The following is a 15,388-nucleotide window of genomic DNA, read 5'->3' as shown; positions in this document are numbered from 1 at the left end:
GGCGACAGGATCGCGTACTGATTCGAATTAGGGATGCTTCGGCGACGGCGTGCAGAGGGCACTGGAGAACAGTGCGAGGCCGAATGTAACACTTGCTTTTTTCGACGTCTAGGGGTTTTGACTCGGTAAATCGTGCCCCGTGGAAGCGGGTTTCCACCCGAAGGCGGCCGTGGGATCACCCGTGAATTCGCAGGTAAACCCGTTCCCACACACCCTTGGGGACAAAAAAAAGCCCCGCATTAGCGGGGCCTTTCACATCACAGGTGGGCGTCGAGGAACGCGGCCAGCTGGGACTTGGACAGGGCGCCGACCTTGGTCGCCTCGACGTTGCCGTTCTTGAACAGCATCAGGGTCGGGATACCACGCACGCCGTGCTTGGCAGGGGTTTCCTGGTTTTCGTCGATGTTCAGTTTGGCGACGGTCAGCTTGCCTTCATAGGTAGCCGCGATGTCGTCCAGGACCGGAGCGATCATCTTGCATGGGCCGCACCATTCAGCCCAGTAGTCGACCAGCACCGGGCCTTGAGCCTGCAGTACGTCGGCTTCGAAGCTGGCGTCGGTGACGTGTTTGATTTTGTCGCTCATGGAAATCTCCAAGGTCGTAAGCAATAAAAAACGTTGCCCATCATAGCCGCACCTACGTCCTACAGGAAGTCGCGCACGATTGAGTGTAACTATAGTTGTGCAAGACGCCACGAATCGAAACTGTCACATAACTGTCATAGCATCGAGTGGCACATTGCCCTGCATCAATCCCGACTATTGTCATGCGTTGGCGCAAGCCATGGATCATGGCAGGATTGCCGGGTTATCGACCGAGAACATCGAGATCATGCCGCATACCACCGCGAAGAACCTGTCTCTGATCGCCGCCATCGACCTTGGCTCCAACAGTTTTCACATGGTCGTGGCCAAAGCCCACCACAGTGAAATCCGCATTCTCGAGCGGCTCGGGGAAAAGGTACAGCTGGCCGCCGGCATCAGCGAAGAACGTCAGTTGAGCGAGGAAGCCATGCAACGAGGCCTCGAATGCCTCAAGCGCTTCTCCCAACTGATCAACGGCATGCCCCAGGGCGCCGTGCGCATCGTCGGCACCAACGCCCTGCGCGAAGCACGCAACCGCAACGAATTCATCCTGCGCGCCGAAGCCATCCTCGGCCACCCGGTCGAGGTCATCTCCGGCCGCGAGGAAGCGCGTCTGATCTATCTGGGTGTTTCCCACACGCTGGCCGACACCCCAGGCAAGCGCCTGGTCGCCGACATCGGCGGCGGCAGCACCGAGTTCATCATCGGCCAGCGCTTCGAGCCGTTGCTACGCGAGAGCCTGCAGATGGGCTGCGTCAGCTTCACCCAGCGCTATTTCCGCGATGGCAAGATCACCCCGGCACGCTACGCCCAGGCTTATACCGCCGCGCGTCTGGAGCTGATGAGCATCGAAAACGCCTTGCACCGCCTGACCTGGGATGAAGCCATCGGCTCGTCCGGCACCATCCGTGCCATTGGTGCGGCAATCAAAGCCAACGGCATGGGCAGCGGCGAGGTCAACGCCGAAGGCCTCGCAGCGCTCAAGCGCAAACTGTTCAAGCTCGGCGAGATCGACAAGATCGACTTCGAAGGCGTCAAGCCGGACCGTCGCGCGATCTTCCCGGCAGGCCTGGCGATTCTCGAAGCGATCTTCGACGCCCTCGAGCTGCAACGTATGGACCATTGTGACGGCGCCCTGCGTGAGGGCGTGCTGTACGACCTGCTGGGCCGTCACCACCACGAGGACGTACGCGAGCGCACCCTGAATTCGCTGATGGAGCGCTACCACGTCGACCAGGGCCAGGCGGCTCGGGTCGAACGCAAGGCGTTGCACGCCTTCGACCAAGTGGCCAAGGCCTGGGGCCTGGAAGAGGGCAACTGGCGGGATCTGCTGAGCTGGGCGGCAAAAGTGCACGAAGTGGGGTTGGACATCGCCCACTACCACTACCACAAGCACGGTGCCTACCTGATCGAACACTCCGACCTGGCCGGCTTCTCCCGCGAGGACCAGCAGATGCTGGCCCTGCTGGTTCGCGGCCACCGCCGCAACATTCCCAAGGACAAGTTCGCGGAGTTCGGCGACGAAGGCGTGCAGTTGATTCGCCTGTGCGTGCTGCTGCGCTTCGCCATCCTGTTCCACCACATCCGTGGCACCCAGCAGATGCCGAAGGTGGAACTCAAGGCGGGCGAGGACAACCTGGAAGTGGTGTTCCCTCAGGGCTGGCTGGAAGAAAACCAACTGACCCAGGCCGACTTCGCCAACGAGGCGCAGTGGCTGGCCCGGGTCAATTTCATCCTCAGCGTACGTTGAGGACCGGATTGCTCAGGCGCTCGAGCAGGGCGGCCTGGGCATTGCGCGGGTTCTGGTTGCCGGTCGGCGTGCTGCGCACGTAGCGGCCGTCCGACTGCAGGATCCACGCGTGGGTGTTGTCGGTGAGGTAGCCCTCGAGCTCCTTCTTGACCCGCAGCACCAGTTTCTTGCCCTCCACCGGGAAGCAGGTCTCGACGCGCTTGTCGAGGTTGCGCTCCATCCAGTCGGCACTGGACAGGAACATCTGCTCCTCGCCGCCATTGAGGAAGTAGAACACCCGCGTGTGCTCCAGGAAGCGGCCGATGATCGAGCGCACTTGGATATTGTGCGAAACCCCCGGAATACCTGGGCGCAAGCAGCACATGCCACGTACCACCAGGTCAATCCGCACGCCCGACTGGCTAGCTTTGTACAAGGCCTTGATGACCTTGGCGTCGGTCAGCGAGTTGAACTTGGCGATGATGTGCGCGGGCTTGCCTTCCAGAGCGAACTGGGTCTCCCGGGCAATCATGTCGAGCATGCCCTTCTTCAGGGTGAACGGCGCGTGCAGCAGCTTCTTCATGCGCAGGGTCTTGCCCATGCCGATCAGTTGGCTGAACAGCTTGCCGACGTCCTCGGTGAGTGCATCGTCGGACGTCAGCAGGCTGTAGTCGGTGTACAGGCGCGCGTTGCCGGCGTGGTAGTTGCCCGTGCCCAGGTGGGCGTAGCGCACGATCTCGCCCTGCTCACGGCGCAGGATCAACATCATCTTGGCGTGGGTCTTGAAGCCGACCACACCATAGATCACCACTGCGCCCGCAGCCTGCAGGCGGCTGGCCATCTGCAAGTTGGACTCTTCGTCGAAGCGCGCACGCAATTCGATCACCGCCGTGACCTCCTTGCCGTTACGCGCCGCGTCCACCAGTGCGTCGACGATTTCGGAGTTGGCGCCGCTGCGGTACAGGGTCTGGCGCACGGCGAGCACGTGCGGGTCCTTGGCGGCCTGGCGCAGCAGATCGACCACCGGCGTGAAGGACTCGAACGGGTGCATCAGCAGCACGTCCTGCTTGCCGATCACGCTGAAGATGTTGTCGGCGTTCTGCAGGATCTTCGGAATCGCCGGGGTGAACGGGGTGTATTGCAGCTCAGGGTGGCTGTCCAGACCGGTGATGCTGAACAACCGGGTCAAGTTGACCGGGCCATTGACCTGATACAGCTCGCTCTCGCTCAGGCTGAACTGCTTGAGCAGGTAGTCCGACAGGTGTTTGGGGCAATTGTCGGCCACCTCCAGGCGCACGGCGTCACCGTAGCGGCGCGAGAACAGCTCGCCGCGCAGGGCCCGCGCCAGGTCTTCGACATCCTCGGAGTCCAGCGCAAGGTCAGCGTTACGGGTCAGGCGGAACTGGTAGCAGCCCTTGACCTTCATGCCTTGGAACAGGTCATCGGCATGCGCGTGGATCATCGAGGACAGGAACACGAAATTGTCCCCCGGGCCACCAACGTCTTCCGGCACACGGATCACCCGTGGCAGCAGGCGCGGCGCCGGAATGATGGCCAGGCCCGAATCGCGGCCGAAGGCATCGACACCCTCGAGCTCGACGATGAAGTTCAGGCTCTTGTTGACCAGCAGAGGGAACGGGTGGGTCGGGTCCAAGCCGATCGGGGTGATGATCGGGGCGATTTCGTCGCGGAAGTAGCGACGTACCCAGGTCTTGAGCTTGGTCGTCCAATGGCGGCGGCGAATGAAGCGGATCTGGTGTTTTTCCAGCTCCGGCAGCAGCACGTCGTTGAGAATCGCGTACTGGCGCTCGACCTCGCCATGAACCAGCTCGCTGATGCGCGCCAGCGCCTGGTGCGGCTGCAGGCCGTCGGCACCGGCCTGCTCGCGGGCGAAGGTGATCTGCTTCTTCAGGCCCGCCACACGAATCTCGAAGAACTCGTCCAGGTTGCTGGAGAAGATCAGCAGGAATTTCAGGCGCTCGAGCAGCGGATAGGATTCGTCCAGCGCCTGCTCCAGCACGCGGATGTTGAACTGCAGCTGCGACAGCTCGCGATGAATGTACAGGCTGCTGTCGTCCAGGCTCGGAATGCTGATCGCCGGGGCAGGCGCGGGCGCGACGACCTCGGCCACAGGCTCGGCTGCAGGCGGCAGGTCCGGTGGGGTCTGCACCATTTCTTCGGGAACCGCCTGGGCATCCTTGATCGCGACAGGTGTTAGCACTTCATTGTTCATCTGACGTTCCTGGAGGGCGTGACTGCCCTCTCGACAATTGAGCGGCGCGGGCAGCGAAAAGAGGTCAGGATGCCATCGGCGCCTGCCCGTTTGAAGCGGCGCCGGTCTTGCGCGGCTTCCAGCGGTACATCGAGGGTGAGGATCCTGGTGGAAAACGCATCCCGACGGTCGCTGCGCAGCCTGGCGGTAAGGGGGAGGAGGATGGGCGGGGCAACGCTCACGGCAGACTCCTGGGCCCGCGCACGCGGGCTGGCGCGACAGTTATAAGCTGCCATTATGACGCTGGGATGACAGCATTGGGCAAGCCTTTGACCAGAGGCCAAAGCTACTCCTCCTGTAGGAATTGTTCACGTCGAGACACATTTGGACACTTTCCCGAATGCGCGCGAAGGGGTAGGCTGCGCGTTCATTTCGCTAGCACCCCAGAAAATGCTTCAACAATTCCTGCAGGATTTCGGCTACTTTGCCCTTTTTCTCGGCACGTTTTTTGAAGGCGAGACCATCCTGGTTCTTGCGGGCTTCCTTGCGTTCCGCGGATACATGGACATCAATCTGGTGGTGCTCACAGCGTTCTTCGGCAGCTATGCCGGCGACCAGCTGTGGTACTTCATGGGCCGCCGTCACGGCCGGGCCATCCTGGCGCGCAAACCGCGCTGGCAGGCAATGGGCGACCGGGCGCTGGATCACATCCGTCGCCACCCGGACATCTGGGTCTTGAGTTTTCGCTTCGTCTACGGCCTGCGCACGGTCATGCCCGTGGCCATCGGCCTGTCCGGCTACCCACCTCGGCGGTACCTGCTGCTCAACGGCATCGGCGCAGCGGTCTGGGCCCTGGCCCTCGGCGCGGCCGCCTACCACTTCGGCGCTATCCTCGAAGGCATGCTGGGCAACGTGAAGAAGTACGAACTATGGGTGCTCGGCGGCCTGCTGACGCTCGGCGGCCTGCTCTGGCTGCGTCGCCGCTTCCGTACCCTGCGTGCCGAGCGCAAGGCGGCCGCAGCGGGTCAGGCCCCAGAGGCTGACAACGCTGTATCCCAGGAGCAGGACCCAGACCAAGGGCGTGACCGCCCCTAAGCCTACGGCACCGGCCAGGTACAATGCCGGTGCATTCGATGCCAGCCGCGCCAGCTCCAGGCGCCTGGCCCAGGGTCGATTCTCAAGCCCAGCCCCCAGCACGAACAAACCAAACGCCATGACGGCCCAGCCCAGTACCAGGGCGGCGGCCGACACCTGTTCGGCCACTTGCATCAGGTAGCTGCCCAGGGCGACGTAGACCGCGAACTGCGCCACGACGTAAATCTGCAGCCCTCGCCCCAACGGAATCTCGAACTTGCGAAACCGCGCCAGGTCCGGCTTGGCCTGTGGATAACGTGCCGCGACGTCCGCCGGACGCCAGCCCGTGGGCATGAACCAGATGCGTAGCTTGTCCCACAGCGAATGGGTATGCCGGGCGTCGGCCCAGAGCTGGGCGTAGAACTGCAGGTTAGCCCACAGCGGGTTCCAGCTGGCCAGGGGTGTGGTCACGCCGAACACCACCGGCTCTTGCTCGTCCTCTTCCTGGAACGTGCCGAACAGACGATCCCAGAGAATGAACACGCCCCCGTAGTTGCGATCCAAGTACAGAGGGTTTTGCGCATGGTGGACGCGATGGTTGGACGGCGTGATCAGCACCCATTCGAGCCAGCCCAGTTTGGGAATGTGCCGGGTATGCACCCAGAACTGGTAGAGCAGGTTGAGCGATGCCACGGTGATGAACACCAGCGGCGGCACGCCGATCAGCGCCAGCGGCAGGTAGAAGATCCAGGAGAAGATAAAACCGCTGCTGGTCTGGCGCAGGGCGGTGGTGAGGTTGTATTCCTCGCTCTGGTGATGCACCGAGTGGGCCGCCCAGAGGATGTTGCGTTCATGCCCGAGGCGATGCAGCCAGTAGTAGCACAGGTCGTACAGCACGAAAGCCAGCAGCCAGGTCCACCAGGCGTCCCCCGGCAGGCGCGAGAATGCCAGGTATTCCCAGGCCAGGGCATAGCTCACCAGCCCTACCCCTTTGGTCAACAGCCCGGTGCTGGTCGACAGCACGCCCGTGCTCAGGCTGTTGATCGCGTCGGCCAGCCGGTAGTTGCGCTGACCACGCACGCGGTCGGCAACCAGCTCCACGGCAATCAGTACGAAAAAGAACGGCACGGCCAGCAGAATCAGGTCCATGGACAAGCCTCTCCGGGGTTATCCCCAAAGATTAGGCCCCGCGTGTGGGAAACCCTATGGCGACATCTGCCAAACTAGAGGACATTTAGCGCCTCGACACTGGAGTAATGAGCATGACGAAAAAAGTTGCGGTGATTCTTTCCGGCTGTGGCGTCTACGACGGCGCCGAGATCCACGAAAGCGTGATCACGCTGCTGCGCCTCGACCAGCGTGGCGCCCAGGTGCAGTGCTTCGCGCCCAACATCGCCCAGATGCACGTGATCGATCACCTCACCGGCCAGCCCATGCCTGAGTCGCGCAACGTGCTGGTGGAGTCCGCACGCATCGCTCGCGGCCAGATCAAGGACATCCGCGAGGCCAAGGCCGAGGACTTCGATGCGCTGATCGTCCCGGGTGGCTTCGGTGCAGCGAAGAACCTGTCCAACTTTGCCGTCGAAGGCGCCAATTGCACCGTCAATCCGGATGTACTAGCACTGGCCGAAGCCTTCGCCGAGGCCGGCAAGCCGGTGGGCCTGATCTGCATCTCCCCGGCACTGGCGGCGAAGATCTATGGCCCAGGCGTGGTCTGCACCATCGGCACCGACGCCGACACCAGTGCGGCAGTGGTGAAGATGGGTGGCACCCATGAAGAATGCGATGTGCACGACATCGTCGAGGATACCCAACGCAAGTTGGTGACTACGCCAGCCTACATGCTGGCCAATTCCATCAGCGAGGCGGCCAGCGGCATCTACAAGCTGGTAGACCGGGTGCTGGAACTGACTCACGAGAACGACTGACCCGCACACCCCTTGTGGGAGCGACTGTCTTTGCTCCCACTGGGCGGCCTTCGTCACACCTTCGACAGTCGGGTCAGAATCCGGTCCAGGGCATTGGCGAACGCCTGCTTTTCGCGCTCGCCATAAGGCGCCTGCCCTCCTCCGACCTGCCCTTGCTCGCGCAGCTCGGTGAACAGGTTGCGCACCGCCAGGCGCTCGCCCATGTTGCGCTCGTCGAACTCACGGCCACGCGGGTCGAGAGCGGCCACCCCCTTCTTGATCAGGCGGTCGGCCAACGGCACGTCGCTACAGATCACCAGCTCTCCCGGCACGGCGTTTTCCACCAGATAGTCATCCGCCGCATCCATGCCGCTGGGGACCACGATCAACCGCACACAGGCGAACGCCGGCTTGATCTGGGCCTGGCCGGCCACCAGCACCACCTCGAACTTGCGCTTGAGGGCGAACTTGACGATCAGGTCCTTGGCCGCCTTGGGGCAGGCGTCGGCATCGATCCATACACGCATTGCAGGTATTTCCTCGAAATCGTTGGGGAGGGCTTGGCCCTCCAATCGCGGCACAAGGCCGCTCCCACAGGTTCACAGTATGCCTGCAGGAGCGGTTTTCAGCTCGCCGCGGTCCGACGCTTCTCGGCCAGGCGCGAGCGCCCGTAGAGGAACATGATCGCCAGCAATGCCACTGCCTGCGCCCCCAGCGAGTAGGCATCGGCATGGATCCCCAGCCAATCGAACTCGAAAAACGCCACTGGCCGCGTGCCCAGCACGCCCGCCTCCTGAAGCGCCTTGACGCCATGCCCGGCGAACACCACCGACAGGGCGCACAGCAAGGCGGCGTTGATGCTGAAGAACAGCGACAGCGGCAACTTGGCCGAGCCGCGCAGGATCACCCAGGCCAATCCCACCAGCAGCACCAGCGCGGTTGCCCCGCCGGCCAGCACGGCGTTGTGGCCCGCGGGGCCGGCCTGCAGCCAGAGGGTTTCATAGAACAGAATCACTTCGAACAGCTCGCGGTACACCGAGAAGAACGCCAGTACCGCAAATCCGAATCGCCCGCCGCCGCTGACCAGGCTGCTCCTGATGTAGTCCTGCCAGGCCGCAGCGTGGCGACGGTCGTGCATCCACACCCCCAGCCATAGCACCATCACCGCGGCGAACAACGCCGTGCAGCCTTCGAGCAGCTCGCGCTGCGCACCGCCCACATCGATCACATAGGCAGCCAGGGCCCAGGTGGCGAAACCTGCGACCAGCGCCAGGCCCCAACCGAGGTTGACGCTGCGCACCGCCGATTGCTGGCCGGTATTGCGCAAGAAGGCCAGGATCGCCGCGAGCACCAGGATGGCCTCGAGCCCTTCACGCAGCAGGATCAACAGGCCGGAAACGAAACTCAGCGACCAGCTCAGCCCATCGCCGCCCAGCAGCTTGGCGGCGCCCTCGAGCTTGGCCTTGGCCTCGGCCAGGCGCTGCTCGGCCTGGGCGACCGGCAGCCCGTCCTGCAGAGACTGACGGTAGGCCATCAAGGCTTTCTCGGTGTCCTTGCGCGCCACGGTGTCGATGTTGTCCAGGGAGCTTTCGACCAGCTCGAAGCCTTCAAGGTAGGCCGCCACCGAGAGGTCATAGGCCTGGTCGTGGTCGCCTTGGCGATAGGCGGCCAAGCTCTTGTCCAGGGTGCTGGCGGTGTACTCGAGCAGTTGCGCAGGGCCGCGCTTGACCTGCGGCGGCTGGGCCCGCTGAGCGCGGAAGGCGGGCACGGCATCGGCGCCTTCACTGGCAGCGACCTCGGCCGGAGTCTGGCGCGCCAGGTCGGCCAGGTTCCAGGTCTTGTCACCCTTGGCGGCCTGCGGATCGGCAGTGAGGCTCGCTACGTAGGCGGCCACGTCCCAGCGCTGGCGCTCGTCGAGCTGGTCGGCGAACGATGGCATCTCGGTGCCTTCGATGCCCAGGCCCAGGGTGTTGTAAAGGTCGAACAGGCTCAGCTGATCGAGGCGCGCGACACTGCGCAGATTGGCCGGTGGCGGCTCCAGTCCAAGACCCGCCGGGCCATCGCCGGCACCGGTATCACCGTGGCAGATGGCGCAGTTCTGTGCGTACAGCGAAGCGCCGCGAGCCGGGTCTGGGGTGATGATCGGCGCCTGGCTGACCTCGTACGCCACCGCCAGCCGTGCGCCCAGTTGGCGGGCCTGCTTGGCGACGACCGCCCCCTCCTGGCGTTGGTCGATGGCCTGGCGCAGCGTCTGCACACCCTGCTCGAGGCCGTTGCGCTCAGGATTGTCCGGGAGGGCCTTCAGCACCTCGGCCAGGACCGCGCTGAACTCCTGCTGCTCGCGGTATTCGCCCGCATCCACCACCTTGCCGTCCCGCACGGTCGGTGGGTAGTCGGCCCCGATGTAATCGAGCAGGTGCAACGCCTTGGTAGCTTCGGCGGGGGATTCGGCTAGCGCCGAGGTGCTGCACAGGGCCAAAATCGGACCGAGCACCAGGACGGGCAGCCAGGCGAGCAGACGGGAAGGGGAAATCATGGCCACTCTCGCGGTAAATACGAAAGAGAACATTGTTCACTTCCACTCCCTTTCGCTCAAGGCTCGCGGGCGGATTTCATGAAAAATCTTGCGACAAATTGAGGACCTCACCGCCAAGGCGAGGGTTTCGCCCTCGATTGCGGGACAAGCCCGCTCCTACAAGGGGTGCGTGATCTTGCAGAAGTGGGGTTGCCTGGCCATCACGGTTTTGCCGCAGCGTCCTGCCAGCCACCACCAAGGGCCAGAAATACCCCGATCTGCCCCAAGGCCACCTGAGTATTGGCGGCCGCCAGCTGCGCGCGCACATCGGTATAGGTGCGGGTCGCCTGCAGATCCGCCAGGAACGACTCGCGTCCCACCTGATAGCGCAGATGCGTCTGGTCCGCCGACTCCTTCGCCGAACGCTCGGCATCGGCCAGGGCATCGCGGCGATCCAGCAGGGCGCTGTATTGGGCCAGGCGGGTCTGGGTCTCGCGGACGGCATTGAGCACCACGCCATCGAAATGCGCCAACGCCGCCTGGGTCGAGGCTTCGACCATGCGGATGCGCGCCCGGGTGCCGTTGGTGGGAATGTTCCAGCTGATCTGCGGGCCGAAGCCCCAGCGGTTGGTCGAGGGCTCGCCGAGGTTTTCGAGAATACCGATAGTGCCGACCTGGGCGCCGATGCTGATGTCCGGGTACAGCGCACCAGTGGCCACGCCAATGGTCGCGGTGGCTGCGGCCAGCTGGCGTTCGGCCTGGCGCACATCGGGGCGGCGTTTGAGCAGCGCAGCGCCATCGCCCACCGGAACCAGCTGGGCAATGTGCGGAAGCTCCGCGCAGTCGGCGGTGCCAGCCGGCAGTTGCTCGACCGGCTTGGCCAGCAAGGCCGCCAAGGTGTACAGGCCTGCCTCGCGCTCGGCCTTGAAGCGCGGCAGCTCGGCGCGCAAGGACTTGAACTGGGTCTGCGAACGAGTGACCTGGGTTTCATCCCCACGGCCTGCATCGCGCAGGCGCTGGTTCAGTTGCACGCTCTGCTCCTGCAAGTCGAGGGACTCGCGGGCGATGTGGTACTCCTCGTTGGCCGAACACACCTGGGTGTAGGCCTTGACCACATCGGCCACCAGGGTGATCCGCGCGGTATCCGCGGCGGCCTGCACCGCATCGGCATTGGCCTTGGCGGCCTCGGTGCCGCGCTTGAAGGTGCCCCACAGGTCGAACTGGTAGCTGGCGCTGATGATCGCCTCGCCAATGTTGGCCACCGGCACTTTCTCCGGCAACAGGAAGGCTTCGCCGGACTCCTGCAACCGCTGAGCGCCGAGCTTGACCCCACCATTGAAGCCACCCTGGGACTCTGCCACTTCCACCTGGGCCCGCGCCTTGGCGATGTTGGCCGCCGCGACGCGTAGCTCGGTGTTGGCCGCCAGCGCCTGGCGCACCAGTTCATTCAAACGCTGATCCTGATACAGCAGCCACCAGTCGTCTGGCACCGGCGCCGAGACAACGCTGTCAGCATCCTGGCGCAACGGGCCGTTGAGGTCGCTGCGCTGCACGGCGGCGTCCTTGGGCACTTCGTAGTCCGGGCCCACCATCATGCAGGCACCCAGGGACAGGCACAGCCCTGCCAGGATCAGCTGTTTCATGGCCGCTGCCCCTCGATGATCGACACCGTGGCGGTACGCCCGGCGATCATGCGGAAGTCCTCAGGCACATCATCGAAAGCGATACGCACCGGGATCCGCTGGGCCAGCCGCACCCAGCTGAAGGCTGGGTTGACGTTGGGTAGCAGGTTGGCGCCGCTGCTGCGATCCCGGTCTTCGATACCTGCCGCCAGGCTCTGGACATGGCCACGCAGGCGGGTGCTGTCGCCCATCACGCGGATGTCGACAGCGTCACCGATATGGATACCGCTAAGCTTGGTTTCCTCGAAATAGCCATCGACGTGGTACGAGGCGCTGTCGACCACCGACAGCACGGGACGGCCGGCGGTGACGAATTCGTGGGCGCGCGGCGCGCGGTCATTGAGGTAGCCGTCCACCGGGCTGCGCACCACCGAACGGTCGAGATTGAGCTGGGCGGTGTCCACCGCCACCTGGGCCTCGTTGACCGCCGAACGGGCGCGTGCCTCGCGGGACTGGCTCTCTTCCAACTGTTCGGCCGCCACCAGGTTGCCCAGCTTGCGGTTGCGCTGCGCTTCACGGGAGGCCTGGGCCAGGGTTTCTTGACGCTCGGCGAGGGTCGCCTTGGCTTGGCGCAGGGCCAGGGTGAAACGGTCCTGGTCGATGGTGAACAGCACGTCGCCGCGCTTGATCATCTGGTTGTCGCGCACTTCGACCTTCTGGATCAGCCCGGAGACATCCGGGGCGATCTGGATCACATCGGCACGGATGTGCCCATCGCGCGTCCAGGGCGCGAACATGTAGTACACGACCATCTGCCAGACCAGCACGGCCGCGAAGGTCACCACCAGCAATGTCAGGACCACTCGGCCCAAGGTCAACAACGGTTTTTTCATGGCAGCATCAGGTTTCGGCAAAAGTGGTCCACCGCGCCAAGCAGCACGGCGTAAAGGGCAACGTTGAACAACGCCCGGTGCCAGACCAGGCGGTAGAACCCAAGGCGTACCAGCACGGCATGCACGCCCAGGAACAACAAGTAGGTGAAGACCATCATCACCAGCAGCGTGGGCAGGAACACCCCGCTGATATCCAGATCACCGATCACAGGGGCGCTCCATCGATGCCCGGGGGCAATTGCGGTTGGTCAGCAGGTTCGAGCATCACTTCGACACCTGGCAACAGCGCCAGACGCAAGCCGCTCAGTGCGTGCAGCAGGTGCAGGCGGGCGTCGCCACGGTCGTTGTCGTGGGCGTCCAGGGCCAGCGCCTGGCGAGCGCGCTCCATGTTGCGCAGCAATGCCGCCGGGGCGTGCAGGCGCTCTTTAGCTCGCAGGCACTGGGCGTAGTGAGCGCCCACCTCTTCCACCACGGTCTGCAGGCGTTCGCGTGGCGCCTGGCCGACCCGCGGCATGTACGCCAGCAAGTCCAGCAGGTTGAGGCCCACACGCAGATCACGCAGCGCCACGCCACTGTCCTGGCCGGTCTGGGCCAGGCGCGGCAGGTGCTGCATCAGGCGGTCGAGCATCTGCACGCCGACATGGCGATGCTCGGCCAGGGTCGCGGGCTGGGTCATCTCGACGATGTCCTGCCAGCTGAAGCGGGTCAGGCGCTTGGCCGCGAGCTCCACGCCAAACGGACGCAACAGCAAGGTCCAGATGAAGGCGAACAGCAAGCCCACAGGGCCCGCCATGTTGGCGTTGATGAAGGTCAGGAAGTCAGCGTCGTAGGCACCCTGGATGCTGATGAAGGTGGCGGTGTTGACGATGGTCAGCAAGGTCCCGAGGTAGAAGCGCGGCTGCACGGTCAAGGTACCGACACAGATGAACGGCACAGCGAAGGCCAGCACCAGCATCGGGAAGTCGTGCAGGTTGGGCAGCACCAGGAACAGGTAGACGCTGGAGAAGATCACCGACATTAGCGTCCAGAAGAAGAATCGGTAGATCTGGGGCGCCGGATCGTCCATGGCGGCAAAGAAACTGCAGGCCACTGCGGCGAGGATCACCGCGCTGCCGCCATCGTTCCAGCCGAGCAGGATCCACAGGCCACTGGCGACGATGATCGCGGTGACGGTGGAAAACACCGAGTAGAGCATCAAACCACGGTCGAAGAACGGCGTCAGCCGGCCCAGGCGCCAGTGGCGGTACACCGCGCGCCAGGGCGTGGCGTCATCCTTGCGCAGGGCGTGCTGCAGGGCGCAGCAGTCCTGCCAGAGGTCGATCCACTCGCTCAGTCGATAGAGTGCGTTGGAGAGCAGCAATTCCTGGCGTTGGTCCAGTGCGGCAGCGCTGGGCTGCAGGCGCTCGAGCTGTTCGTGCAGGGCTGTCCAGCGCGCCAGTGAGACGTCCTTGGCGGTGCCTTCGAGCCAGGCGCGAGCCTCGGCCAGCAGCGGCTGGAGTTGGGCGAACTGGGCCGGGGCGCGGTTTTCCAGGGCAATCAGCGCATCGTCCAAGGCGTCGATCACCGGCAACAGGTGGATCATCCGTCCGCGCAGTTCCCGGGCGTTCTTCAGGGTGTGGGGCCCGGTGCCTTCATGGCCGAGCTGGCCGATCATCATCTCCAGACCGTTGAAGGTGGCGACCATCGACGCGCGCATGCCAGCGACCTTGTCGGCCGCGACTTCACGGGCCAGGTAGGTATCGCTGTAGCGAATCGCCTCGTTGAACCAGTTGTTGGCCGAGCCGAGCACCACCGGTGCCAGACGGCGCGGCCAGAAAATCGCGCCGACCACCGCCGCGCAGACGATGCCCAGGCAGATCTCCTGCGCCCGTGACGAGGCCACGTCGAACACCGCCAGCGGGTTGTCGACCACCGCCAGGGCGATCATCGGCAGGGTATAGCCGGCGAGCATCAGCACATAGTTGTTGGCCGTGCGCAGGTTCAGCGACAGAAACAGCAACGTGCCGGTCCACAAGGCAATGGCGACAGCCAGCAGCGCCGGCGACTGCACCAGCGGCGGCACCAGCAACACCGCACCGCCAGCGCCCAACAGCGTGCCCAGGGCGCGATACAGTGCCTTGGAGCTGGTTGGCCCGACGAAAGGACTGGAGACGATGTACACCGTGGCCATGGCCCAGTAGGGGCGCGGCAGTTGCATGAGCAGAGCGATGTACAGGGCGATCATCGAAGCGGCGAAGGTGCGCACGCCATAGAACCAATCGCGGGCCGGTGGGACCGAACTGAAAAAACCGTTCATGCGAGCCCGCCCGGCGCGACCTGGCCTGCGTCGTCGAAGGCCTGGATCACACGCAAGGTGGCCTCGAGATCGGCCTGGTCGATACCGCGCAGCACCTGGCGGCGCAGGCGCACCAGCTCTCCTTCGATCGACTCGGCCAGCCGACGACCATCCGCGGTCAGGCTCAGGGCCTTGGCGCGGCGATCCAGGGGATCTTCGCTGCGACACACCAGCCCCGCCTTGCACAGCTGGTCGAGCAGGCGCACCAGAGACGGGCTTTCCAGGCCGGCGGCCTGAGCCACCGCCACCTGATGCACCCCATCGCCCAGGCGCACGATCATCAGCAAGGGCACGGCGCAGGCTTCGGAGATGCCGTAGCCGGTCAGGGCCGCCTGGCAAATGCGTCGCCAATGGCGGGCAGCCACGACCATGCCGCTGCTGATTTTCATGTGCAGTGCATCAAGCGTCATGAGAGGAACCGAGGATATTCATAGTTTGCTAACTATCAATATTACGCCTAGCCCTCCCCCTGTCGTCAACCGGGGCCGACGGATCGCCTGGATGAATTGTTGTTCAT

Annotated in this window: 12 protein-coding genes and 1 pseudogene; 3 read left to right on the top strand and 10 right to left on the bottom strand. The window is 64.2% G+C overall.

Annotated elements, in window-relative coordinates; genetic code table 11:
• Nucleotides 1-257: 257 nt before the first annotated feature.
• Nucleotides 258-584 carry a thioredoxin TrxA gene (gene trxA / locus ACNFCH_RS13715; RefSeq protein WP_012274768.1) on the bottom strand — a complete coding sequence of 109 codons (327 nt, stop codon included), beginning with the start codon at nucleotides 582-584 and terminating at the stop codon, nucleotides 258-260.
• Nucleotides 585-831: 247 nt separating this feature from the next.
• Here trxA and ppx point away from each other — a divergent pair, with 247 nt between their 5' ends.
• Nucleotides 832-2,334 carry an exopolyphosphatase gene (ppx, locus tag ACNFCH_RS13710; protein ID WP_196162665.1) on the top strand — a complete coding sequence of 501 codons (1,503 nt, stop codon included), beginning with the start codon at nucleotides 832-834 and terminating at the stop codon, nucleotides 2,332-2,334.
• Here ppx and ppk1 read toward each other — a convergent pair.
• Nucleotides 2,321-4,546, bottom strand: a complete 2,226-nt coding sequence (gene ppk1 / locus ACNFCH_RS13705) for a polyphosphate kinase 1 (RefSeq protein ID WP_337156956.1) — start codon at nucleotides 4,544-4,546, stop codon at nucleotides 2,321-2,323. The two genes, ppx and ppk1, sit on opposite strands and share 14 nt — an antisense overlap.
• A gap of 429 nt (nucleotides 4,547-4,975) precedes the next feature.
• On the opposite strand from ppk1, the gene ACNFCH_RS13700 reads away from it, so the two are divergent.
• Nucleotides 4,976-5,620, top strand: coding sequence for a DedA family protein (locus ACNFCH_RS13700; RefSeq protein WP_170831797.1), 645 nt, complete (start codon nucleotides 4,976-4,978; stop codon nucleotides 5,618-5,620).
• A 501-nt stretch (nucleotides 5,621-6,121) separates the two neighbouring features.
• Here the strand turns inward: ACNFCH_RS13700 and ACNFCH_RS13695 are convergent.
• Nucleotides 6,122-6,748: pseudogene (locus ACNFCH_RS13695) on the bottom strand (sterol desaturase family protein); the annotation flags it as partial.
• Nucleotides 6,749-6,861: 113 nt separating this feature from the next.
• Here ACNFCH_RS13695 and elbB point away from each other — a divergent pair.
• The gene (gene elbB / locus ACNFCH_RS13690) at nucleotides 6,862-7,527 is read left to right on the top strand and encodes an isoprenoid biosynthesis glyoxalase ElbB (RefSeq protein WP_337156957.1); all 666 of its coding nucleotides are present in this window, start codon (nucleotides 6,862-6,864) and stop codon (nucleotides 7,525-7,527) included.
• 53 nt (nucleotides 7,528-7,580) lie between these two features.
• Here the strand turns inward: elbB and ACNFCH_RS13685 are convergent, their stop codons facing one another.
• The 7 genes from ACNFCH_RS13685 to ACNFCH_RS13655 form a co-directional block, all read right to left on the bottom strand.
• Nucleotides 7,581-8,033 (bottom strand): YaiI/YqxD family protein, encoded by a 453-nt coding sequence (locus tag ACNFCH_RS13685; protein ID WP_070093675.1) that lies wholly within the window; start codon nucleotides 8,031-8,033, stop codon nucleotides 7,581-7,583.
• A 98-nt stretch (nucleotides 8,034-8,131) separates the two neighbouring features.
• Nucleotides 8,132-10,075: an FTR1 family protein gene (locus ACNFCH_RS13680; protein ID WP_416742981.1), complete on the bottom strand. Its 1,944-nt coding sequence runs from the start codon at nucleotides 10,073-10,075 to the stop codon at nucleotides 8,132-8,134.
• 167 nt (nucleotides 10,076-10,242) lie between these two features.
• The gene (locus tag ACNFCH_RS13675) at nucleotides 10,243-11,664 is read right to left on the bottom strand and encodes an efflux transporter outer membrane subunit (RefSeq protein ID WP_416742980.1); all 1,422 of its coding nucleotides are present in this window, start codon (nucleotides 11,662-11,664) and stop codon (nucleotides 10,243-10,245) included.
• Nucleotides 11,661-12,536 carry an HlyD family secretion protein gene (locus ACNFCH_RS13670; RefSeq protein ID WP_337156960.1) on the bottom strand — a complete coding sequence of 292 codons (876 nt, stop codon included), beginning with the start codon at nucleotides 12,534-12,536 and terminating at the stop codon, nucleotides 11,661-11,663. Before ACNFCH_RS13670 ends, ACNFCH_RS13675 begins: the two co-directional genes overlap by 4 nt.
• Nucleotides 12,533-12,745: a DUF1656 domain-containing protein gene (locus tag ACNFCH_RS13665; protein ID WP_043212118.1), complete on the bottom strand. Its 213-nt coding sequence runs from the start codon at nucleotides 12,743-12,745 to the stop codon at nucleotides 12,533-12,535. Before ACNFCH_RS13665 ends, ACNFCH_RS13670 begins: the two co-directional genes overlap by 4 nt.
• A complete protein-coding gene (locus ACNFCH_RS13660; protein ID WP_416742979.1) occupies nucleotides 12,742-14,832 on the bottom strand; it encodes an FUSC family protein in 2,091 nt (696 codons plus the stop codon). Before ACNFCH_RS13660 ends, ACNFCH_RS13665 begins: the two co-directional genes overlap by 4 nt.
• Entirely contained in the window at nucleotides 14,829-15,281 is a 453-nt protein-coding gene (locus ACNFCH_RS13655) for a MarR family winged helix-turn-helix transcriptional regulator (protein ID WP_337156962.1), read from the bottom strand. The genes ACNFCH_RS13660 and ACNFCH_RS13655 overlap by 4 nt, the downstream gene beginning before the upstream one ends.
• Nucleotides 15,282-15,388: the final 107 nt, after the last annotated feature.

Source organism: Pseudomonas sp. NY15354 (genome assembly GCF_048068075.1).
Classification (GTDB): Bacteria; Pseudomonadota; Gammaproteobacteria; order Pseudomonadales; family Pseudomonadaceae; genus Aquipseudomonas; species Aquipseudomonas guariconensis_C.
Note: the sequence above shows the minus strand (reverse complement) of the source record. Positions and strands in the feature narration are given on the sequence as shown.